This window comes from Pantoea sp. CFCC18177, assembly GCF_059412425.1.
Window position 1 is genome coordinate 70,536 of record NZ_JBNBPL010000005.1, and the last position, 19,283, is coordinate 89,818.

General features: G+C 52.8%; 20 protein-coding genes. 8 read left to right on the forward strand and 12 right to left on the reverse strand.

All coding sequences use genetic code 11. The features are described 5' to 3' along the window. Positions 1 to 30: 30 nt before the first annotated feature. The 3 genes from ACPUC8_RS06985 (at position 31) to iolG (ending at position 3,496) form a co-directional block, all read left to right on the forward strand. A complete protein-coding gene (locus ACPUC8_RS06985; RefSeq protein ID WP_039336916.1) occupies positions 31 to 1,476 on the forward strand; it encodes a sugar porter family MFS transporter in 1,446 nt (481 codons plus the stop codon). A gap of 156 nt (positions 1,477 to 1,632) precedes the next feature. Beyond that, entirely contained in the window at positions 1,633 to 2,454 is an 822-nt protein-coding gene (locus tag ACPUC8_RS06990) for a TIM barrel protein (protein ID WP_494926006.1), read from the forward strand. Positions 2,455 to 2,485: 31 nt separating this feature from the next. Continuing rightward, on the forward strand, positions 2,486 to 3,496 hold the full coding sequence (iolG, locus tag ACPUC8_RS06995) for a bifunctional inositol 2-dehydrogenase/D-chiro-inositol 1-dehydrogenase (protein ID WP_039336921.1): 1,011 nt from the start codon (positions 2,486 to 2,488) through the stop codon (positions 3,494 to 3,496). 44 nt (positions 3,497 to 3,540) lie between these two features. Here the strand turns inward: iolG and ACPUC8_RS07000 are convergent, their stop codons facing one another. Genes ACPUC8_RS07000 through ACPUC8_RS07030 form a run of 7 tightly spaced genes read right to left on the reverse strand, consistent with a single transcriptional unit; the run spans position 3,541 to position 10,738 of the window. After that, positions 3,541 to 4,926 carry an amidohydrolase family protein gene (locus ACPUC8_RS07000; RefSeq protein ID WP_039336923.1) on the reverse strand — a complete coding sequence of 462 codons (1,386 nt, stop codon included), beginning with the start codon at positions 4,924 to 4,926 and terminating at the stop codon, positions 3,541 to 3,543. Beyond that, on the reverse strand, positions 4,923 to 5,696 hold the full coding sequence (locus ACPUC8_RS07005; RefSeq protein WP_039336925.1) for a cysteine hydrolase family protein: 774 nt from the start codon (positions 5,694 to 5,696) through the stop codon (positions 4,923 to 4,925). Before ACPUC8_RS07005 ends, ACPUC8_RS07000 begins: the two co-directional genes overlap by 4 nt. A 1-nt stretch (position 5,697) precedes the next feature. Next, on the reverse strand, positions 5,698 to 6,120 hold the full coding sequence (locus tag ACPUC8_RS07010) for a cupin domain-containing protein (protein WP_039336927.1): 423 nt from the start codon (positions 6,118 to 6,120) through the stop codon (positions 5,698 to 5,700). Between the two features lie 3 nt (positions 6,121 to 6,123). Beyond that, positions 6,124 to 7,062 carry an ABC transporter permease gene (locus ACPUC8_RS07015; protein ID WP_494925889.1) on the reverse strand — a complete coding sequence of 313 codons (939 nt, stop codon included), beginning with the start codon at positions 7,060 to 7,062 and terminating at the stop codon, positions 6,124 to 6,126. Continuing rightward, the gene (locus ACPUC8_RS07020; RefSeq protein ID WP_494925890.1) at positions 7,059 to 8,174 is read right to left on the reverse strand and encodes an ABC transporter permease; all 1,116 of its coding nucleotides are present in this window, start codon (positions 8,172 to 8,174) and stop codon (positions 7,059 to 7,061) included. Before ACPUC8_RS07020 ends, ACPUC8_RS07015 begins: the two co-directional genes overlap by 4 nt. Then, positions 8,158 to 9,711: an ABC transporter ATP-binding protein gene (locus ACPUC8_RS07025; protein ID WP_494925891.1), complete on the reverse strand. Its 1,554-nt coding sequence runs from the start codon at positions 9,709 to 9,711 to the stop codon at positions 8,158 to 8,160. Before ACPUC8_RS07025 ends, ACPUC8_RS07020 begins: the two co-directional genes overlap by 17 nt. Before the next feature lie 16 nt (positions 9,712 to 9,727). Beyond that, positions 9,728 to 10,738 carry a BMP family protein gene (locus ACPUC8_RS07030; protein WP_494925892.1) on the reverse strand — a complete coding sequence of 337 codons (1,011 nt, stop codon included), beginning with the start codon at positions 10,736 to 10,738 and terminating at the stop codon, positions 9,728 to 9,730. A 106-nt stretch (positions 10,739 to 10,844) separates the two neighbouring features. Here ACPUC8_RS07030 and ACPUC8_RS07035 point away from each other — a divergent pair, with 106 nt between their 5' ends. Beyond that, complete coding sequence (locus ACPUC8_RS07035; RefSeq protein ID WP_494925893.1) at positions 10,845 to 11,741, forward strand: LysR family transcriptional regulator; 897 nt, start codon at positions 10,845 to 10,847, stop codon at positions 11,739 to 11,741. Between the two features lie 13 nt (positions 11,742 to 11,754). On the opposite strand, the gene ACPUC8_RS07040 is transcribed toward ACPUC8_RS07035, so the two are convergent. Both ACPUC8_RS07040 and ACPUC8_RS07045 read right to left on the reverse strand, forming a co-directional pair. Then, entirely contained in the window at positions 11,755 to 12,561 is an 807-nt protein-coding gene (locus ACPUC8_RS07040; protein ID WP_039336937.1) for a creatininase family protein, read from the reverse strand. A 79-nt stretch (positions 12,562 to 12,640) separates the two neighbouring features. Further along, positions 12,641 to 13,522, reverse strand: a complete 882-nt coding sequence (locus ACPUC8_RS07045) for a LysR family transcriptional regulator (RefSeq protein WP_494925894.1) — start codon at positions 13,520 to 13,522, stop codon at positions 12,641 to 12,643. Positions 13,523 to 13,625: 103 nt separating this feature from the next. Here ACPUC8_RS07045 and ACPUC8_RS07050 point away from each other — a divergent pair, with 103 nt between their 5' ends. Next, positions 13,626 to 14,018 (forward strand): tautomerase family protein, encoded by a 393-nt coding sequence (locus ACPUC8_RS07050; protein WP_494925895.1) that lies wholly within the window; start codon positions 13,626 to 13,628, stop codon positions 14,016 to 14,018. Positions 14,019 to 14,144: 126 nt separating this feature from the next. On the opposite strand, the gene ACPUC8_RS07055 is transcribed toward ACPUC8_RS07050, so the two are convergent. Further along, positions 14,145 to 15,068 carry a substrate-binding domain-containing protein gene (locus ACPUC8_RS07055; RefSeq protein WP_039336940.1) on the reverse strand — a complete coding sequence of 308 codons (924 nt, stop codon included), beginning with the start codon at positions 15,066 to 15,068 and terminating at the stop codon, positions 14,145 to 14,147. Positions 15,069 to 15,499: 431 nt separating this feature from the next. Beyond that, positions 15,500 to 16,492 (reverse strand): sugar phosphate isomerase/epimerase family protein, encoded by a 993-nt coding sequence (locus ACPUC8_RS07060; protein WP_039336942.1) that lies wholly within the window; start codon positions 16,490 to 16,492, stop codon positions 15,500 to 15,502. A gap of 238 nt (positions 16,493 to 16,730) precedes the next feature. Here ACPUC8_RS07060 and ACPUC8_RS07065 point away from each other — a divergent pair, with 238 nt between their 5' ends. Both ACPUC8_RS07065 and ACPUC8_RS07070 read left to right on the forward strand, forming a co-directional pair. Further along, positions 16,731 to 17,174, forward strand: a complete 444-nt coding sequence (locus tag ACPUC8_RS07065) for an Xre family toxin-antitoxin system antitoxin (protein ID WP_039336944.1) — start codon at positions 16,731 to 16,733, stop codon at positions 17,172 to 17,174. Further along, the gene (locus ACPUC8_RS07070; protein ID WP_039336947.1) at positions 17,171 to 17,632 is read left to right on the forward strand and encodes an RES family NAD+ phosphorylase; all 462 of its coding nucleotides are present in this window, start codon (positions 17,171 to 17,173) and stop codon (positions 17,630 to 17,632) included. The genes ACPUC8_RS07065 and ACPUC8_RS07070 overlap by 4 nt, the downstream gene beginning before the upstream one ends. Positions 17,633 to 17,892: 260 nt before the next feature. On the opposite strand, the gene ACPUC8_RS07075 is transcribed toward ACPUC8_RS07070, so the two are convergent. Then, the gene (locus tag ACPUC8_RS07075; RefSeq protein ID WP_072034450.1) at positions 17,893 to 18,639 is read right to left on the reverse strand and encodes a carboxymuconolactone decarboxylase family protein; all 747 of its coding nucleotides are present in this window, start codon (positions 18,637 to 18,639) and stop codon (positions 17,893 to 17,895) included. Between the two features lie 207 nt (positions 18,640 to 18,846). Here ACPUC8_RS07075 and ACPUC8_RS07080 point away from each other — a divergent pair, with 207 nt between their 5' ends. Beyond that, the gene (locus ACPUC8_RS07080; protein WP_058974080.1) at positions 18,847 to 19,281 is read left to right on the forward strand and encodes a DUF4174 domain-containing protein; all 435 of its coding nucleotides are present in this window, start codon (positions 18,847 to 18,849) and stop codon (positions 19,279 to 19,281) included. Positions 19,282 to 19,283: the final 2 nt, after the last annotated feature.

Here is a 19,283-nt window from a genome sequence, read left to right on the forward strand (position 1 = left end):
TTTCCTAATGCTTTTTTACCAGGAGGGTTTATGGAAAAAGAACTTTATATCTCCAGTAACACCACGTCAGGTCCAAATAGTGCAACGCGCACTGAGCCATTTGTGAAGATTATTGCGCTGGTGGCGACCTTAGGCGGTTTATTATTTGGCTACGATACGGGTGTGGTGTCAGGTGCATTGTTATTTATGCGCAATGATTTGCAGCTAACGCCATTTACCACCGGATTAGTGACCAGTTCACTGCTGTTTGGTGCGGCGTTTGGTGCCTTACTGGCGGGGCACTTTGCTGATGCGATGGGCCGCCGCAAAATCATCATCTCGCTGGCGTTTATTTTCGCCGTCGGTGCCGTGGGTTCCGCCTTTGCCCCGGACGTTATCTCCATGATCGTCTCCAGGTTATTCCTGGGGATTGCAGTCGGCGGCGCGGCAGCAACGGTGCCGGTGTATATCGCTGAAATCGCGCCCGCGAACAAGCGCGGTCAACTGGTAACACTGCAAGAGTTAATGATCGTTTCCGGTCAGCTATTGGCCTATGTCTCTAACGCGACCTTTAATGAAATCTGGGGCGGTGAGCACACGTGGCGCTGGATGCTGGCGATCTCCACGGTTCCCGCGGTGCTGCTGTGGATCGGCATGATATTTATGCCGGAAAGCCCACGCTGGCATGTGATGCGTGGCAATAGTCCTGAAGCAAGAAAAGTACTGGAGAAGACCCGTGCGGCAGAAGATGTCGAATGGGAACTGGAAGAGATAGAAGAGACGATCGAAGAGAATCGACAGAAGGGAAAAGGGCGACTGCGCGATTTACGCACCCCATGGCTGCGCAAGGTGTTCTTGCTGGGTATTGGTATTGCCGCTATTCAGCAGCTTACCGGCGTGAACACTATCATGTACTACGCGCCCACCATGCTGACGGCAACGGGCTTGAGCAATGATGCAGCACTGTTTGCCACCATTGCCAATGGCGTGATTTCGGTACTGATGACGCTGGTCGGTATCTGGATGATTGGCAAAATTGGCCGCCGCCCGTTGGTGCTGGTGGGGCAAATGGGTTGTACTGCCTGCCTGTTCTTTATCGCTGCCGTTTGTTTCTTCATGCCAGAATACCATCTGGGCGGTGAGGTCAATCTGCTGCGCGCTTATCTGGTTTTGGCCGGGATGCTGATGTTCCTCTGCTTCCAGCAGGGGGCGCTCTCACCGGTGACCTGGCTGCTACTGTCCGAAATATTCCCGGCGCGCATGCGGGGTATCTGTATGGGTGGCGCGGTATTCGCCCTGTGGATGGCCAACTTTGCTATTTCCATGGCATTCCCGATTCTGCTGGCGGCATTTGGTCTGGCTGGCGCGTTTCTGACCTTTGCCATCATCGGGATTGGAGGCTCACTGTTTGTGTTGCGCACTATTCCGGAAACGCGTGGGCGCAGTCTGGAGCAGGTCGAGCATTACTTCTATGAACTGTATGACGGTAAGCCATAAATGTGACGCAGCTCCGGTCTGAGTGACGTTGATGTAAATCACTCAAGGTTCACGCAGTCGGAAACAAAAAGATAACTTATTATCAAAACCAGTTAATGCGTGACAGCAAAACAGAACATTTCACCAAACCTAATGTTTATTATTTCAGGAAATATCATGACCTATAAAATAAGTCACGACCGCTTTTGCGTGAACCGCAAGATTGCGCCGAATTTAACTGTTGAAGAATTTTTCACATTGGTGAATGACCTTGGGATAAATAAGGTGGAAATTCGCAATGATATGAAAAGTGGCAGTGTGACGGATGGTTTAGGAAGAGGTGTTGTCCATTCTCTGACTCAACAATATGGCCTTGAAGTTGAAACCATCAATGCTGTATACCCGTTTAATCAATTAAATGAAGAGGTGCTGGAAAAAACGCGTGGCTTATTAAAAGACGCGCGGGAAACGGGAGCGAAGGCACTGGTGCTTTGCCCGCTTAATGACGGCACCGTTATTTCTCATCAGCAAACGATAGCGGCATTGCAAACGCTGGCACCGTTATTTGCCGAATATGGCATTGAAGGGCTGGTGGAACCGCTGGGTTTCCCGCAAAGCTCACTGCGTTCTGCCGCACTGGCCCAGCAGTTGATTAAACAGGCCGGTGTCCCGTTCAAAATTGTCCTCGATACTTTCCATCATCATTTGTACGAAGGGGCAGAGCAGGACTTCGCCGGTGGTGTTGATGTCAGGAACATCGGTTTGGTGCATCTGTCGGGTGTCACGGACGCTCGTCCTGTTCATACCTTGACGGATGAAGAACGCATCATGCTGAGCGCTGATGATCTGTTGAAGTCAAAACAGCAAGTTCAACGTCTTGAAGAGATGGGCTACACCGGCATTTACGCCTTTGAGCCGTTTTCGTCGGTGATGGATGAATGGAGCGAAGCGGATATCGCGCGTGAAATCCGCAGCAGCATTGAATATCTCAACCACTAATTTCACCTGCACACAGATTAAGGAAAGAACCATGACACTCAATATTGGTGTAATCGGCACTGGCGCTATCGGACGTGAACATATTCGCCGTTGCAGCCAGGTACTGCAGAACTCTCGTGTTGTTGCCCTCAATGACATCAACCGTGGCAACTGTGAGCAGGTGATCAAGGATCTGAATCTGGAGGCTGAGATCTACGACAACGCGCATGACCTGATTAATGCCGTGGATGTGCAGGCTATTTTGGTGACCTCTTGGGGGCCGACTCACGAAGAGTTTGTGCTGGCTGCCATTAAAGCGGGTAAAGCGGTATTCTGTGAAAAGCCGCTAGCCGTCACGGCTCAGGGTTGTAAAAACATTGTAGAAGCAGAAATCGCTGCCGGTAAAAAGTTGGTGCAGGTAGGCTTTATGCGTCCCTACGACAGCGGCTACCGCGCGTTGAAAAATGTGATTGATAGCGGTGAGATTGGCGAACCGCTGATGCTGCACTGTGCACACCGTAACCCGGAAGTGGGTGAGAGTTACACCACCGATATGGCGATTACCGATACGCTGATCCATGAGTTGGATGTGCTGCGCTGGTTGTTAAAGGATGATTACGTCAGTGCCCAGGTGATTTATCCGCGCAAAACCCGTAAAGCGTCATCGCATTTGAAAGATCCTCAGATCGTGCTGCTGGAAACCGCCAAAGGTGTACGCATCGACGTGGAAATTTTCGTCAACTGTGAATACGGTTACGATATTCAGTGCCAGGTGGTGGGAGAAAGCGGAATTGCCAGCCTGCCAGAGCCGATGTCTGTACAAACGCGCCGTGCCGCCAAACTTTCAACCGGCATCCTGACTGACTGGAAAAAACGCTTTATTGACGCTTACGATGTCGAATTGCAGGATTTCATCAATAATGTGCTGTCCGGCCACATGACGGGTCCGTCCGCCTGGGATGGCTTTGCCGCTGCCGTCGCCGCGGATGCCTGCGTTGCTGCGCAGAACAACGGTGAAATCGTACCAATTACCATGCCACCGCGTCCGGCGTTTTATAACTAATACGCTCATATGAAAAAGGGGCACGCAGATGTATGCCCCTGAATTCAGAACGCCATCGAACGCCAACCGCGCGCTTTGTCGTTGCCCGTGCGCACAGCCAGTGAATGCGCTGCACGTTGTGAACGTGCCATCACCTCGGCTTGATTGAGTTGGGTGAACGCACCGTTGCGTAACAGATAAGCACCATCAACAAACACGTCGCTGACTTCATGGCCCAGCGCGGAGTAGACCAGCGAAGAGACCGGATGATGAATGGGCGTCATGGCGGGGTGGGAAGTATCAACGATCACCACATCAGCACGCTTGCCGACCTCCAGTGATCCGACAAGGTGATCCAGACCGATGGCACGTGCACCGTCGATGGTGGCCATTTCCAGTACTTTTTCCGCTGTCATGATGGTGGGATCGCGATGGAACCCTTTTTGCAGCAGCGCCGCCATTTTCATCGCCTGGAACAAATTATGGTTGTTGCTGCTGGCCGGGCCATCAGATCCCAGGCCCACCGTCAGCCCCGCCGCCAGCATTTCCGGTATCGGCGGTACACCGGAGGCCAGGTAGAGATTGCTACAGGGATTGTGCGACACGCGCGTATCGTGATGCTTCAGGGCGCGGATATCCCGCGAGCTGCACTGCACGCAGTGCACCGCCAGCACGTCCGGGCCGAGGAAACCAATATCACTCAGAAACTCGGTGTCAGTGCTTTGGAATCGCAACTTTGCCTGTTCAATTTCGAAGTCGGTTTCTGCCACATGGGTGGTGATCAACACACCAGTTTCATCGGCTAACGCGCGTGTCCCGCGCAAGACTTCTTCATCCAGCGCCCAAATCATGCTGGGAGCCAATCCTACTCTGACGCGACCATCTACTTTGTGAAAACGTTGAATCACCTGACGCGCATCCGCTAATGCCGCTTCCGGCGTTTCGATCAGGGCTTCTGGAATACCGTGTTCAGCGCCGCTGGTGAGAAATCCTCGGCACACGTGACCACGGATGCCGCTGACCTCGAAAGCTTCAATCACTTTTGCCGTCAGCCCCGGTCGTGGATGCGCGTACATAAAATCCACCAAGGAGGTGACACCCGAACGCAATGACTCCATACAGCCGTGCAGGGCGGCGGCGTACACATCTTCTTCGGTGAGTGCCACAGCACTCGGGCCGGTCATACAGGTAAACCACTTCTTCAACACCATATCGTCACCCAGACCTTTCAACAGCGTCTGGAACAGGTGCGTGTGAGTGTTAACCATGCCAGGCATGATGATACGTTCACGACAATCAATCACTTCAACTTCGGGAAAGCGCTGGCTCAGGCTCTCGCGAGTGCCCATCGCGCTTATGGTGTGGCCCTCAATCACCAGACTCGCTTGTTCGAGGATCTCACGTTGCGGGTTCATGGTAATGATCCAGCCGTCGGCCAATAAGTAACTCATGGCGCGCTCTCCAACTGCTGCTGGAGTTGTGCGGCATTCACCACAAAACCAAAGCACTGTTGCACGTTATACAGCGTGGCGTCGCGGCAATAATCCGGCGAGGTGGTGGCGCTGCAATCTTCCAGCAACAAACAGTCGTAGCCGCGAAAATTTGCGTCCTGCAAGGTACACAGCACGCACTGGTCAAGGTTCACACCGGCAAACAACAGTGTGGTGATGCCCAGATTGCGCAAAATGCTGTCGAGTTCGCTGTCGTGGAATCCGGACATGCGGTATTTGTTAACGCGAATATCTGACGCTGCGGGTGTCAGTTCCTCAACCACATCTGCTGCCCAACTACCCACTTGCAGCACGGGTGCGCCAGACACAGGCAAGGGATCGCCAAGGCCGACGCCATTACCGTGCGGGTTATACACATGCAGTAGCGCCGGACTGAGATTCAGTTTATCCGGTCGATTACCCCAGTTCAGCCAGATAACCGGGACATCGGCATGGCGCAATGCGGGCAACAGGGCTTGCAGCGGGGCAATGGGCGCACGCGCAGGGGTCACATCTACGCCGATGTGACCAAGCCAGCCATCGGGATGGCAAAAATCGTTCTGCATATCCACCACGATGATCGCCGTCTGCTGTAAATCAAAAATCACTGAGCGATCGCGCGTGCTGAGCTGCATCGCACGTGCCTGCTGCATCGGTCGGCGGGTATCAACAATCGCGGGTGACACTCGCCACTGGTTAGCACGGCTGCTGCCTATAACGTTTTCCGCCATATCAGGCTCCCGTGAGTATGCGCAGGTCTTCTTCATCCAGCGTGACAGGGTCACCGCTGCGAATCAGTTCGGAGAAACCTTCATTGGGGGTCATCACGGTCAGGGTATAGAGCTTGCTGCTGCCGGTGTTGCGAATGGCGTGATCGTTGCCAGGATGCAGCAGCAACGAATCGCCTTTCTTAATAGCCAGCTCATCGTCATTGCAGCGGGCGATGCCTTCACCGTGCAGCACATAGAAAAATTCATGGGCAGTGGCATGTTCATTGGGTGGCGTTGCGCCGCCGACATTAAAAATTTCCACCACGAAGATGTTTTTAATGCCATCCAGCGGTTCATCAAACAAGATGGCGAAATAGTTGCTGCTGTCCGGGCTGATGCGGAATGCCTGAACGTCCTTGAGATTATTAAAGCGAAACGTTTTCATCTGTTATTCCTTGCGATAAGGCTGCGTTAATGCGCCGGGTTGCAACGTTCTTCCCACCACGCCAGACATGGCCAAAATGGTGAGCAGGTAAGGCAGGGCGAGAAGCACCTGCGGCGGTAAGCTGTTTTCAAATAACTGCAATGAGAGCTGTAACGCATCGGCTGCGCCAAAGATAAATGCGGCGATCAGCGCTTTCAGCGGACTCCAGCGACCGAAAATCACAATCGCCAGAGCAATAAAACCCTGACCGCTGACAATGTTGTCGCGAAACAGGCCAATCTGCGCGGTGACCAGATAGCTGCCAGCTAAACCTGCCCCCACGCAGGAGAACATCACGCCCCAGGTGCGGATTTTCAGGACATTGAGGCCTGCCGCATGTGCTGCGCGCGGATTTTCCCCAACAGCCCGCAACGAAAGGCCAAAGCGCGTATGAAACAGACAGAAATGCGCCAGCACCGCCAGTAACAGCGTGAGATAAAGCGGCAGCGGCTGCTGAAACAGGATTGGGCCAATGAAAGGGATCGCCGAGAGCAGCGGAACATGCCACGGCTCCAGCATGGGGATGGTTGGCGATGCGCCGTTGCCCATCACCAGGGCATAAATCCAGGTGGCTAAACCGGCGGCAAGGATATTGAACACGATACCGACCACCACCTGGCTGGCGTGGGCGCGCAGGTAGAGGGCGGCCAGCACACAGCCCACCAGCAGCCCACCGACACCTCCGGCGATAAACCCCAACGCCGTCGAACCACTCTCAACCGCCATCATGTAACTCGACAGGGCGCCCAGCAGAATGGTGCCTTCAATGCCGATGTTCAACACCCCGGAACGTTCCGCATAGATCTCACCCAGCGCCGCTAGCAAAACCGGTCCGGCAAGGCGCACGGCCGCTGCCAGCCAGCTAATAAAGAAGGCAGTATCGAGATTGGCCAGCAAATTCATGATTGTTCCTCCGCCAGTTGATTGCGGGATTTGCGCAGACCCGGCAGATTAATGCGGTAATAGCGCAACAGATCGCCCGCCAGAATCAATAGCACCACCAGACTTTGCAAAATCAGCACCACCGATGTGGGCAGGCCGGTCTGGCGTTGCATGGCACTGCCGCCGACCTCCAATCCGCCGTACAGGATCGCGGTAGGGACGACCAACAGCGGGTTGAGCCGTGCCAGCAGCGCGACCACCACACCGATAAAGCCAACGCCGCCGGAGATGCCATCCATTAAACGATGCTGCACGCCGAGCACGGCGCATAATCCTGCTAACGCCGCCAGGCCACCGCCCAGTAGCACCGCACCCATTTGACGGCGATTGATATCAACCCCGCTGTAGCGCGCAGCGCGTGGATTGAGGCCGGCGACTTTAATCTCGAAACCCGCCGGGGTGGCACGTAACAGCCAAAAAACGAAGATCGTGGCGACCAGGGCAATGGCAATCCCCCAGTGCGCACGCATACCGCTCATGACAAAAGGCAGCCAGGTATCAGCAGGTAAACGTGGGGTTTGTGGCAAATCACCTGGCGCGCGCATTGGGCCAGAGACCAGATATTGCACGATAAACAGCGCGACATAGTTGGCCATCAGTGAAATCAGCACATCGTTACCGCCAAATTTCACCCGCAGTGCGCCGACCCATCCGGCCCAGATGGCACCGGCGAAAAACGCCGCCAGCAGCACCATCGGCCAGTAGAGCAGTGCCGGAATCGCCCAGGGAAAACCTTGTGGCGTCCCAGAGAGGGCGATCCAGCTTGCCGCCGCCGCACCCATCAGAAAGCAGCCTTCAAAACCGATGTAACCGAGTCCAGCGCGCCACACCACGATGGTCGCCAGCGCAATCAGCATGAGTGGTGTGGCCTGTACCACACTCAGTCCCAAGCTGCGCAGTGAGCCAAAGGCTTCATTAAACAGGAATCCATAGGCCGAAATGGGATTGCCGCCAAAGGGGATAAACAATAAACCGGCAATCACAAAGGCGGCGGCAATACCGCAACTGCTGGTCAACAGCAACGCACCCGTGGATTCCGCAGGCGCAAGACGGCGCTCAAGCAGCTTCTTCATGTTCGCCTCCTTGCGTGCGCAGATGCGCACCGGCCATCAGCTCACCCAGCCGTTCCGGCGTGGCGTCAGCAACGGGAAGTTCACCAGCAATTTGACCGGCATACATCACGGCGACGCGGTCCGAAAGATTGATGATCTCTTCCAGTTCAGCCGAAATCATCAGAATGGCGCAGCCGCGGTCGCGTGCCGCAATTAACCCTTGCCATACACTCTCAATCGCACCGACATCCAGCCCGCGCGTAGGTTGCTCCACTACCAGTAAGCAAGGATCGCTGGCGACTTCACGCCCAAGGATTAACTTTTGCAGATTACCGCCAGAAAGCTTGCCGGCTTCGAAGGCGGCGTCTGGGGTACGAACGGCAAAGCGGGCAATGATGTCACGTGCATGTTGGTTTATGCGTTGACGATCGAGCAGCCAGCCGCATGCGCGGGTGAAGCTGTGCTGACGTCCTAACAGGGCGTTATCGGTGATCGACAAATCTGTCACCGATCCCACTCCGCGCCGGTCAGCCGGAATAAAGCCAATGCCTTTATTACGCCGGATGGCAGGGGTGTCATCACTGATATCTTCGCCATTGAGTAGGATGCGTCCGGCTTCCAGCTTGCGCAGATTGAGCAGCGCTTCAGCCAGTTCCGACTGACCGTTGCCTTCTACGCCTGCAATACCGAGAATCTCTCCTGCGGCCACCTGCAGCGATACGCGCCAGATTTTTTGCTGGCCGCTAGCGTCACGCACCGCAATATTATCAACCTGCAGAACCGTTTTACCCGGCTGGCAGGGTGCCTTGTCCACACGCAGCACCACATCACGGCCCACCATCCGTCTGGCCAAATCACGCTCGGATGTGTCTTTAATATCGACGGAATCCACCATCTTTCCTGCCCGCATCACCGAAACATGGTGGGCGATGGCCATGATTTCATACAGTTTGTGGGTGACGATGACCACCGATCGGCCTTCCGCACACAGCGATTTTAACGTGGCGAAAAGCCCGGCTTTTTCCTGTGGGGTCAGTACCGCGGTAGGCTCATCGAGAATAAGAACCTGAGCATCGCGATACAGCAGTTTGAGGATCTCCACGCGCTGCTGTACGCCAATCGGCAAATGCTGAACTTTGGCCCAGGGGTCAATCGCCAAACCGTGTTTATCTGATAGCGCCTGTAACCGTTGCGCGGCAGCATGCAGATTGAGCCTGCCGCTACGATTTTCTTTCAGCCCCAGCACCACGTTTTCGACCACCGTCATCGGTTGCACCAGCATAAATTCCTGGTGCACCATGCCAATACCGCAACGAATGGCATCGCTGGGATCGCGGAAGCGCTGGATTTTGCCATCCACCACCACCTCGCCTTCATCCGCCTGATACAAACCATAAAGAATTTGCATCAGGGTGCTTTTACCCGCGCCGTTTTCGCCTAAGAGCGCATGAATTTCACCCGCTTTAATGCTGAGAGAAACCCCGTCATTCGCTATCACGCGCGCAAAGCGTTTGGTGATGTTGTTGAGCGCGACCCGCACCGGTGCTGTTGCTGTCATGGCAAATACTCGCTGGTTAAACCGAAGGTTTCAGTGTGCCGCTATCCAACTGCTGCCAGATGGTCTGGAACGCGGCCCATGCGGAGGCACTGACCAGTTTGCTGTTGTATTGCTCACTGCCGCTCACCACGGACCAGGCTTTGCCGACGGTGGGATGCCACTCGTCGCCGCCTTTGAAGCTTTTATTGGCGACAGACTCGCCGACCTGTTCCACCATCCAGTCGAGATTCTGGCGGAAGCTGCAGGCGACGTAATCCGGTGCCACGTCGCGTTGATCAACATAACAACCGATGGCTTTGACTTTACCGGCTGCTGCACCCTGCATGGCACCCAGACCAGTGACATCGGCGGCGTGCCAAATCACATCTGCACCGTTACCAATCATGGTGGTGGCGGCTTCACGGCCCTTGGCCGCGTTGTCGTAATCACCCGTCACCACGCCCATGCCTTTGATGCCTGGACGGGTCTTTTCGGCGGCCTGAATGAAGGCGCGCATCATCGCTTGCTGAGTAGGGTTATCGCCGCCACCGACAAAACCAACGGCCTTGCCTTTATCAGAAATCAATGCGGCCAGCGCACCTGCAGCATAGGCGCCTTGCAGATAGGCAAGATTGACATACTCAACGTTGGCAGGGGATTTCTCTCCCGGTTTAAAGGTCGAGGCGAAGAAATAAGTTTCCGGGTAGTCCGGCGCGATTTCGGCAAACGCGGAGCCATATTCGAAGCTGTGGCCGATGATCAGGGTGTAGCCATCGTCGGCATAACCGCGAATCACCTGTTCCATCTGCGCCTGAGGCACGCTTTCACTGTAGGCCACGCTAAAACCGGCCTTTTTCAGGCTCTGCAATCCGGCAAACGCCAGTGAACTCCAGCCGCCGTCGGCCACTGAACCGGGCAGCAGTAAGGCAATTTTGATGTTGTTATTAGCGGCCATGGCTTTGCGCGACAACAGCGGGGCCAGTGTCGGTAACAACAGCGCGCCAGCCACTAATTTCGCGAAATGTCTGCGGGATACGTCTGCCATCATGTGTTCTCCTGGTGTGGTTTTGATGTATTAATCACCGGAAGAGCATTATCTTAAAAGCATCATTTTTCGCACTTACCGATGCCTTAAAGGCAACGCAGGGGAAAGCATGCTTCAGCACCGATTGTTTATTTATCTCGACCAAGTGGCGCGCAGCGGTTCGATCCGCAAGGCCGCTGAACGTCTGCATATTTCGGCTTCGGCGATTAATCGCCAATTGATTGCGCTGGAAGAGGAACTCGGGACACCGCTGTTTCAGCGCTTGCCGCGTAAAATGGTGTTGACCGCGGCAGGCGAAGCCTTGATCCATCATGTGCGCCAGAGTTTCAAAGAGATTGAAATTGCGCAGATGAAGATCGAAGAGTTAAAAGGCTTACGCCGTGGTGAAGTGACGGTGGCGATGATGAGCGGGCTGGCGGCGAATTTGATTCCGCTGGCCGCCGCGGAATTTCGTCGGGCGAACCCGCGTGTGAAACTGCAACTGCAGCAGTTGACCACCGGCGAGAACATCACTAATGCGGTGGCAAGCGGTGAAGCAGATCTCGGTATTGGATTTGATTTCGAATTGCAGCCGGTGCATCGCAAACTCGCCAGCATGCCCGTGCGTCTTGGTGCGGTCGTAGGAGTAGGGCATCCGTTGGCGGAGAAAGCCAGTTTACGGCTCAGTGATTGCCTGCCTTATCCGGTGGCCATTGCGGATAAATCGATGGTGATTCGGCCTTACCTCAATGAGGTGTTCGCGCGGGCATCAATCAATCTGCATACCGTGATTGAAACCAACTCGATCGAAGTGATGCGTCAGTCTGCGATGATGGATCAAACCCTGACGTTTCTGACGCCGATTGATATCGAATCCGATCAGCGTAGTGGCCGTTTGGTGTATATCCCGGTGCGTGAACTGGCACAGCATAGCCAGACGCTGATGTTGATCGGTCACGATCGTGGCACCAGCGCCATTGGCAGCGTGTTTGCGGAGACGTTGAAAGGGATGATGTCGCCATCGTAGATGGCGGCAACGATTATTGCTTCTGCTTGAGAAAATCGAGATCAAATGCCGCCACTTCGCGCACCAGCTTGATCAATGCGTTAGCTGCACGATCTGTGGCGATCTCGCCGCGTTCCGCATCCGCCGCTGCGGCGTTGCCCGTGGTGCCAGACAGGTGCAGATCCTGCGCCATCCAGCCAAAACCAATTCCCCCTTCAGGGGTGAGAATGCCGCCGGATTTTTCCAGCGCCACCGAAGTTGACACGAAGTCATCCGCGTAAGCCATCTGCACTAACTCAGGGTGGAGATGCAGCATCATACTGGTTTCTGATTCGCCGCCATGAATCCCGTGTTGCCGCTCATGGGCGCTATACAAGTCAGAGGCATCGATGGTACGGAACCAGCTGGCGCTGACGGCAAACATGCCAAGTTCGATGCGCAACTGACGGCAAACAATTTCCATTAACTGCGGCTGGCCGCCGTGCGAATTCCAGAAAATCAGTTTACGAATCCCCGCGCGCCAGGCACTTTTTGCCACCTCGAACCACACTTTGCCCAGTACCTCATAGGGCAGAGAGAGCGTACCGGGATATTCCAGGTGTTCGTCAGATTTGCCAATCGGTAGCGCAGGTAACACCAACAGCGGTAGGTCATCTGGCATTATCGCGACGGCGCGCTGAATAATCCCTGCGTTGATGGCCGCATCAACCCGCACCGGTAAGTGCGGTCCATGTTGTTCCACGGCGCCAATCGGTAGCACGGCCACCATATTGGCCATATCAAGTTCACTGAATTCCCGAGTGGAGAGATCCCACCACCAAGGTGAAGACGGTTTACGCATGTTGACCTCCATTTTTTAAGCTCAACATAGCGGGTTAGCGCTGCAATGGAAGCAACAAAATTCGTACTGAGCGTTGCTTTTAAGGCATCGCACCTGACAGGGTAGCTTGTAAGATTTCGCTAAACGCCGCGCAAACTTGTGACGTTTCGCTATTGTCGTCTGGGCCTTTCAACAGCACGAATTCTGCTGAGGGAAGCGGTGGCAATCTTTGCGTGTGGTTTTTGTTGAGGAATTCGGCAGGGACGGCGGAGCGATTAAGGCAAGCAATGCCCAGCCCCGCTATCACGGCGGTTTGTAAACCACGTACCCCTGAGGCGATGTGTCGGATCACATAGGGTAACTGATGCTGTTTTAGGGTCTGGCAGGCGAGACGATGCAGGCTACATCCTTCAGGAAGCAGTGCCAGCGGGAGGGGTTCGTGCTGCGCGGGTGCTGAAGCACTGACCCACAGCATAGGTTCATCCATCAGCAAGATTTCACGTGTGCTGGAGCCTGGTGGGTGGATACCCGGGATGCGCATCACAATCGCGAGATCGAGTTCGCCCTGTTGCCACGCATGTTCAATATCACCGCTTTTTCCCATCATTGTTCGCAGTTTCAAGTGCGGGTAGTCGCGGGCAAACCGCGCCAGTAAAACGATCATATCTGCGGGCCGGCAATAATCGGTGATGCCCAGGCGGATCTCGCCGCTGAGTGACACCCCTTGCAAATCCCGCCATGCGGCATCTGATAAGGCCAGTAAATGTCGTGCATGATGCAAGAGCTTCACGCCTGCTGCAGTGGGTGTCACGCCGCTTTTGCTGCGCAACAGTAAGGTCTGATTCGCATGCTGCTCTAATTTACGCAGCTGCTCACTGAGTGCGGATTGCGACAGAAAACGCAACGGTGCGGCTGCCGTCAGGCTGCCGGCGTCTACGGCCGTGACAAAACTACGGAGGTGCTCCAAATCAAAGCTGTTCATTTCTATCCATCGGATTAATGGTTGGATGTCATTCTATAATCCCGTTTTACCGATGGATTGCAATAAGTGATAGTGATTTGGAACCTCATTCAGGAGAAATATCATGCCACACATTGTTTTGCAGTTATCCGGTGAACGTGACAGCGATCTAATGCGTCGATCAGTACAGGTGATTCACGACCTGACGGCCGAAGTGCTTGGTAAAGAACGCGCAGTGATGACCACCACCGTTCAGTTCATTCCTTGCGACCAATGGTTTATTGCCGGGAAATCTCTGGCTGATACAGGCGGCAGTGCCTTTCATCTTGATATCAGTATCACCGATGAAACTAACACCAAAGCTGAGAAGGCGAGATACGTGCGGGACGTTTTTCAGGCTTTAAGTTCACTACGCAGTGATTTGCATGAAGCCTGCTATGTGCATTTGATTGATGCGCGCGCGGCGGCTTACGGTTACGGTGGTCGCACCCAAGAGTGGCGCCATCAGCAGGTGTAAAATTCTGCGGCACCTGAGGACTCATGCCGCTCACTTATCTAAAAACGGTTCATTAATGGTACCCTACGAAAACCGCGTACGATCATCGTAGGGTTGCCATTTATGGCGACCGCAAAGCGCCTGGCATTACTTTTGATTCTTAGTCGTGAATTCCTGATAGTTTTCCTGCGTCACCGTCTGGTAAGGCACCCAGTTATAGGCTTCGGTCTTTTTACCTGTGAGCATATCGTTCGCGACATCTACCGCGCCGGTGGCCTGGCCTTTGGCGTCCTGGAAAATGGTCACCGCCATTTTGCCGTTTTTAATAAATTGCAAACCGTCTGGCGTGCCATCAATGCCTGCCACCAGCACATTGTTTTTCTTCAATTGATCCAGAGCCATAATCGCACCAATCGCCATTTCATCATTGTTGGCCACTATTGCATTAATATCATTGCCATCCTGCAACCAGGAGAGGGTTTTATCGACGGCCTCATTGCGCTGCCAGTTGGCGGTCTGTTTCTGGATCACCTTTAATCCAGGATGATCCTTGACGTAATCTTCAACCGCTTTGGTGCGCTGACGAGCTTCTTCAGTGGATAACGCCCCCATTAAAATCGCAATGTTACCTTGGTTATTCATACGTTTTGCCAGCGCTTCAATTTCCATCTTGCCGCTTAACGCAGAGTCAGACCCGACATAGGCCATTTTGCCGCTGAGTTTCACCTCTGGTTTTCGGTTAACAAAAATTAGCGGGATATTGGCTTTCTGCGCAGCAGCAATCACCGGCATCACGCCTTGGGTATCAACGGGGTTAACGATGATGGCGTCCGCACCCTGGTTGATAAAATCATCGATCTGCTGAATTTGCAGTGAAACGTCGCCCTTGGCATCGGCGAACTGGCTGTTGAGGCCTTTTTCTTTCAACTGCTTTTCCATCTGGCTACGAAGAATAGAAACAAAGTTGAGGTCTAAGTTAGCCAGCGCCACGCCGACCATATAGGTTTTCGCTTGCACACCGAACATGCTGAGCAGACCGAAGATCACCATTAATACTTTGATTATTTTCATCTTTATATCTCTGTAGGGGAGTGACAGATGTGTTTTGCATCCGGGTGCAAAATAAGATCAAAAGCCTTCTAATGTCGCTTATTTTGGGGTTTTGCAGCGGGATGCTTAATCATCACTCTCGGTTGCGGTGGAATAATAGTCAACGTGGCAAACATGGATTCCTTCACCCGGATCACAAAAACAGCGTGTTTTGCACTCAGGTGCACAGTAAAATGCTACCGGGTGCGAAATTTGCAAAAGTTACCCCTTGTCATATCTTGCATAAGAAGCGCCAGGTTGATTAAGTTACAACATACAATGCTGGTCATTAATCTTCGACCCATGTAACAGCTGAGCTGTTGTCAAAGTTAAACAGAATAAGGGGGGCATATCACACAGGAAGTTGAGGCTCTGATTGTCGCCCGGCAACGCTATTGCCGGGCATTGTAACCTTAAACTTCAATGCTGGTTAAGAGGGCATTTTGAATAATCTTCTGTGCTTTCAATGGATTCTGTTCACGCTGAGCTTCTTGCAGTGCCGTGATGTCGAGCTTATCTAATGCGCGATAAATGTGTTTAAGAAAACGTATGGAAAGATTGGCCGCTTCTACATGGTCTTCACGGAAGGGGAACTGATCCAGTTGCCAGACGCCGTCCCAGTTATTGATTTTGAGCACATAGAAGAACTCAAAAATCTCAGTCATATGAACGGTGCCGACCACTAAATCATCATCCCAACCGCGCAGGTTATCGTTGACGTCCATGCCAAACAGGCGTCCACGATCGATAATCAGCTGCGCGGAATCGGCCGGAGATTCGCCGGCAAACAGGGCATGGCCGAAATCCAGCAGTACACCGACGTTATCAAGGCCAATATCTTCAATCCCTAATAAGGTACGTGCTGCGGAATCCCACGTCATTTTTACACGCGGTTCGCGCGGCTTGTATTCGATAGCAAACTTAACATCAGGATTGGCGCTGGCCAGTTCACGCATGCCATCGACAGCCATTTTCCATAGATTTTTGTGATCGACCTGGAATGGGTAGTCCCAACCATCCTGACCCGGCCAAACTTTGACGTAGTTTGCCCCCAACTCACGCACCACTTTGGCCGCGTCATGCATCAATTCAAATGCTTGCTGGCGTAGCGCTGGGTCTGGATTGGTAAATGCGCCACGAGAGAATTTGCGCAGGTAAATCTCGGGTGTAACACCAATCGCTTTCAATCCGGCATCTGCCAGCGCCTGCTTAACCTGTTCCACCGTCACGCCTTCGGTGAAAGGATAGGGCACATCAACGTAAGATAAGTCTTCGACACTACCGGCAAGTTTAATCTGATCGAGGGTGCTGAGTGCCGGTCCATAGCCATCCACCGCGTAGCGATCGATATAGTTGGCGAAATGCCATAATCCAGCACCGAATTTAGGGTAGGTGTAGCCACTCATTAGATGTACTCCTCAGATAGGTAAGGACTTAAACGTAAGAATGATTATGTGTGAATATATATTCAACTACGGTTATATATTCCATTTTGCGCCGCGTTACCCTTTGTTCACCAGTGGCGATTGATGAAAATGCAGGGGTAATCACACAAATTTTTTCCTGGGTGGCTTCCCTGAGTGGTTGAAATTTGCACGCTTATAACCATATGGTTATAATTCAATATCCAAATGGAGGTTTCCTATGAAAACATTCAGCATATCAACGAGTCAGGCTAAACCGCCTCGCTTATGGCAGGTCGCTGGGCTTAACAATTCCGATGGCGTCGCGTTGCTTGGGCAGATCAACGAAGGTCTTGATGGCAAAGTTGCCGGTCTAATCGTTGATTGGGCGCAGATAACGCAAAATGACCTGCGCAAAATGTCGGGCATTCCGTCAACCACCTTTAGTCGAAGCCTGAAAGCGCGATTCAGTGCCGATCAAAGCGAACGACTGGTGCGCATCATTCGCGTTATCGATCGAACCGTCGAGTTGTTCGAAGGTAATAAAGAAGAAGCGCAAAAATGGCTGAATGAGCCAAACAGAGCGTTAAGTTGGAAAGTTCCAGCAGAGCTGATGGCTTCTGAAACCGGAGCTTATGAGGTCATGAAACTGATCACTCGCCTGGAGCATGGGGTTTATTCTTGATTCTCTATCGGCTAACCAAGACAAGGTTTTTGACAACGGCGTGGTCGGGTTACGGCGCAAAAGAGGCTGGAGGGCGATGGAACAGTGTGGGGGTCTCGATGGTTTATGCCTCCGAAACCGCATCGCTCACCATGCTGGAGACTTTGGTGCATCTACATGCGGCGCATCTCATGGAATATTTCACGCTGCTGCGTATAGAAGTGCCTGATGAACAAGTACAGGACGCCGATATGGCAGAGTTACCCCGTCATTGGGCTGACGAGGATGCACCACCAGAGTTAGCCGCATACGGTGATGCCTGGTGTTTTAGTCAGAGTTCGATTGCGTTACGCGTACCGAGCGCCTTGTCGCCGGTGGAATACAATTTCTTGTTGAATCCAGAACATCCGGATTTATTTGGGATTACTCAACGTGCAGAAGTTATCCCATTTAGGTTTGATAGCCGACTGAAGGCTTAGGCATCAGCTTAGTGGGCAGGGAGATACAATCTAGTAATCTCACAAATACATTATTTAACATAATATACATTACCCGTACTTTTATAGCGCATTGATATCTAAGGCTAAATCATGATGTTTCAAGCCCATGCACTCATTAACTGCGTCATGCTTGTCAGTTAAACGCTGTCGGTCGCCATAAATGACGACCCTACAAGAATGTGTGTGCTACTTTGTCGTGTGCGCATTGATGCGCACCAATTCACCGGCTTGCATACGCCTTAATCCTGACGCACCGCCAGCAGCGCTGATGCCAATCGTTCTGCCGTGTTGTTCTGCCCTTGATCCTCAAAGAATGGCACCAACTCCGCCAACTGATCCGCGCTGAATCCGACGTTCATGCTCACGTTCAAATGCGATTTAAGTTGAGATTCGACACCACTCATCGCTGAAAGCGCACCTACCGTTGCCAGTTCGCGGTTTTTCCAGCTCAAATTATCACGAGCAAAGATATCGCCAAACAGATGGGATTTAAGATACTGGTCGATTGCCGGCGCGAATTCAAATATCGGCCCTTTGACCGGCGCGCCCACTAATGCAGTCTGATTCTGCGTTCCCGCAGCCAGCATCGCTTCTGCTGATGGCATTGGGTTTGGATCATTACCCACCGCATCCTGTTTACCTTGCTGCTGACGTGTCTCAGCCAACTTCATCAACTCAGTCAATGCATTAAGGCTGCGTGGGAAACCGGCATAGGCATAAAGCTGGACCAATACTTCTTTGCAGTCACTCAGCGTTAACCCTGCATCCAGACCACGCTCTAACGCTGTTCGTAACCCCTGCATCTCACCGACGGCCGCGTTTGCAGCAATCAATGCAATGTCTTTTTGCTGTTCGGTCAGTGCATGACGCTGTTTTTGCAGTTGAATTTCAATTTTCTTCCGTTCCGGTTCAGAAGTCATTTCGGCAAAACTCACTGAACTGGCCATGGCTGCACATATGATTAACGCGCTATTGATATTCTTCATCTTTTCCTCGGTTCGACGCTTCGGGAATGCATGATTTCCAGTGTAGGTTGCTACGGTTGGAGGATAAATTGCTTATTTGAGGAAGGCGCTATGAGAAAAATTCATTAATCGATATAGCTGAGCGCGGGTAAAGAAATGTGAAATAAGCCTTTCATGCCGTTGCTTCCGCTACTCTTAATATTCATTCACCCCGTTGGGGAAATCATCATGTCAATTCTGTCGAAAATACCCGGTTTGAAGTTTGTCATTTTCTTTATATTGAGCTGTAGCCTGGCTCATGCGGCTGGCAGCCCCCTATTCCAGTCTTTATCGCCCGACACCGCAGATCTCAACCCGTATCGTTGGCACAATCGCCCGTTGGTGATTTTCGCACCGTCTAACCACGATGCCGCCTACGTTGAGCAAATGGCGATGCTGGAGAAGAACAAAACGGCACTGGCCGAGCGCGATATCATTGTATTAACTGACACGTCACCCAGCGACAAAGGCCAGTTGCGCAGGCAACTTGATCCAAAAGGATTTGAAGTGGTTTTGGTGGGAAAAGATGGGGGCATGAAAATGCGTGAAACTACACCCCTGAATACAGAGGTGTTATTTTCCACCATTGATCAAATGCCGATGCGTAAAGCCAATCTTGACTAAGT

Excerpts from the sequence above, each read along its gene's own strand:
- ACPUC8_RS07060 (WP_039336942.1), bottom strand. The coding sequence starts at position 16,492 with ATGAGTGGCTACACCTACCCTAAATTCGGTGCTGGATTATGGCATTTC.
- ACPUC8_RS07025 (WP_494925891.1), bottom strand. The coding sequence starts at position 9,711 with ATGACAGCAACAGCACCGGTGCGGGTCGCGCTCAACAACATCACCAAA.
- ACPUC8_RS07050 (WP_494925895.1), top strand. The coding sequence starts at position 13,626 with ATGCCACACATTGTTTTGCAGTTATCCGGTGAACGTGACAGCGATCTA.
- ACPUC8_RS07055 (WP_039336940.1), bottom strand. The coding sequence starts at position 15,068 with ATGAAAATAATCAAAGTATTAATGGTGATCTTCGGTCTGCTCAGCATG.
- ACPUC8_RS07080 (WP_058974080.1), top strand. The coding sequence starts at position 18,847 with ATGTCAATTCTGTCGAAAATACCCGGTTTGAAGTTTGTCATTTTCTTT.
- ACPUC8_RS07045 (WP_494925894.1), bottom strand. The coding sequence starts at position 13,522 with ATGAACAGCTTTGATTTGGAGCACCTCCGTAGTTTTGTCACGGCCGTA.
- ACPUC8_RS07030 (WP_494925892.1), bottom strand. The coding sequence starts at position 10,738 with ATGATGGCAGACGTATCCCGCAGACATTTCGCGAAATTAGTGGCTGGC.
- ACPUC8_RS06985 (WP_039336916.1), top strand. The coding sequence starts at position 31 with ATGGAAAAAGAACTTTATATCTCCAGTAACACCACGTCAGGTCCAAAT.
- ACPUC8_RS06990 (WP_494926006.1), top strand. The coding sequence starts at position 1,633 with ATGACCTATAAAATAAGTCACGACCGCTTTTGCGTGAACCGCAAGATT.
- ACPUC8_RS07035 (WP_494925893.1), top strand. The coding sequence starts at position 10,845 with ATGCTTCAGCACCGATTGTTTATTTATCTCGACCAAGTGGCGCGCAGC.
- ACPUC8_RS07000 (WP_039336923.1), bottom strand. The coding sequence starts at position 4,926 with ATGAGTTACTTATTGGCCGACGGCTGGATCATTACCATGAACCCGCAA.
- ACPUC8_RS07005 (WP_039336925.1), bottom strand. The coding sequence starts at position 5,696 with ATGGCGGAAAACGTTATAGGCAGCAGCCGTGCTAACCAGTGGCGAGTG.
- ACPUC8_RS07040 (WP_039336937.1), bottom strand. The coding sequence starts at position 12,561 with ATGCGTAAACCGTCTTCACCTTGGTGGTGGGATCTCTCCACTCGGGAA.
- ACPUC8_RS07015 (WP_494925889.1), bottom strand. The coding sequence starts at position 7,062 with ATGAATTTGCTGGCCAATCTCGATACTGCCTTCTTTATTAGCTGGCTG.
- ACPUC8_RS07010 (WP_039336927.1), bottom strand. The coding sequence starts at position 6,120 with ATGAAAACGTTTCGCTTTAATAATCTCAAGGACGTTCAGGCATTCCGC.
- ACPUC8_RS07020 (WP_494925890.1), bottom strand. The coding sequence starts at position 8,174 with ATGAAGAAGCTGCTTGAGCGCCGTCTTGCGCCTGCGGAATCCACGGGT.
- ACPUC8_RS07065 (WP_039336944.1), top strand. The coding sequence starts at position 16,731 with ATGAAAACATTCAGCATATCAACGAGTCAGGCTAAACCGCCTCGCTTA.
- iolG (WP_039336921.1), top strand. The coding sequence starts at position 2,486 with ATGACACTCAATATTGGTGTAATCGGCACTGGCGCTATCGGACGTGAA.
- ACPUC8_RS07075 (WP_072034450.1), bottom strand. The coding sequence starts at position 18,639 with ATGAAGAATATCAATAGCGCGTTAATCATATGTGCAGCCATGGCCAGT.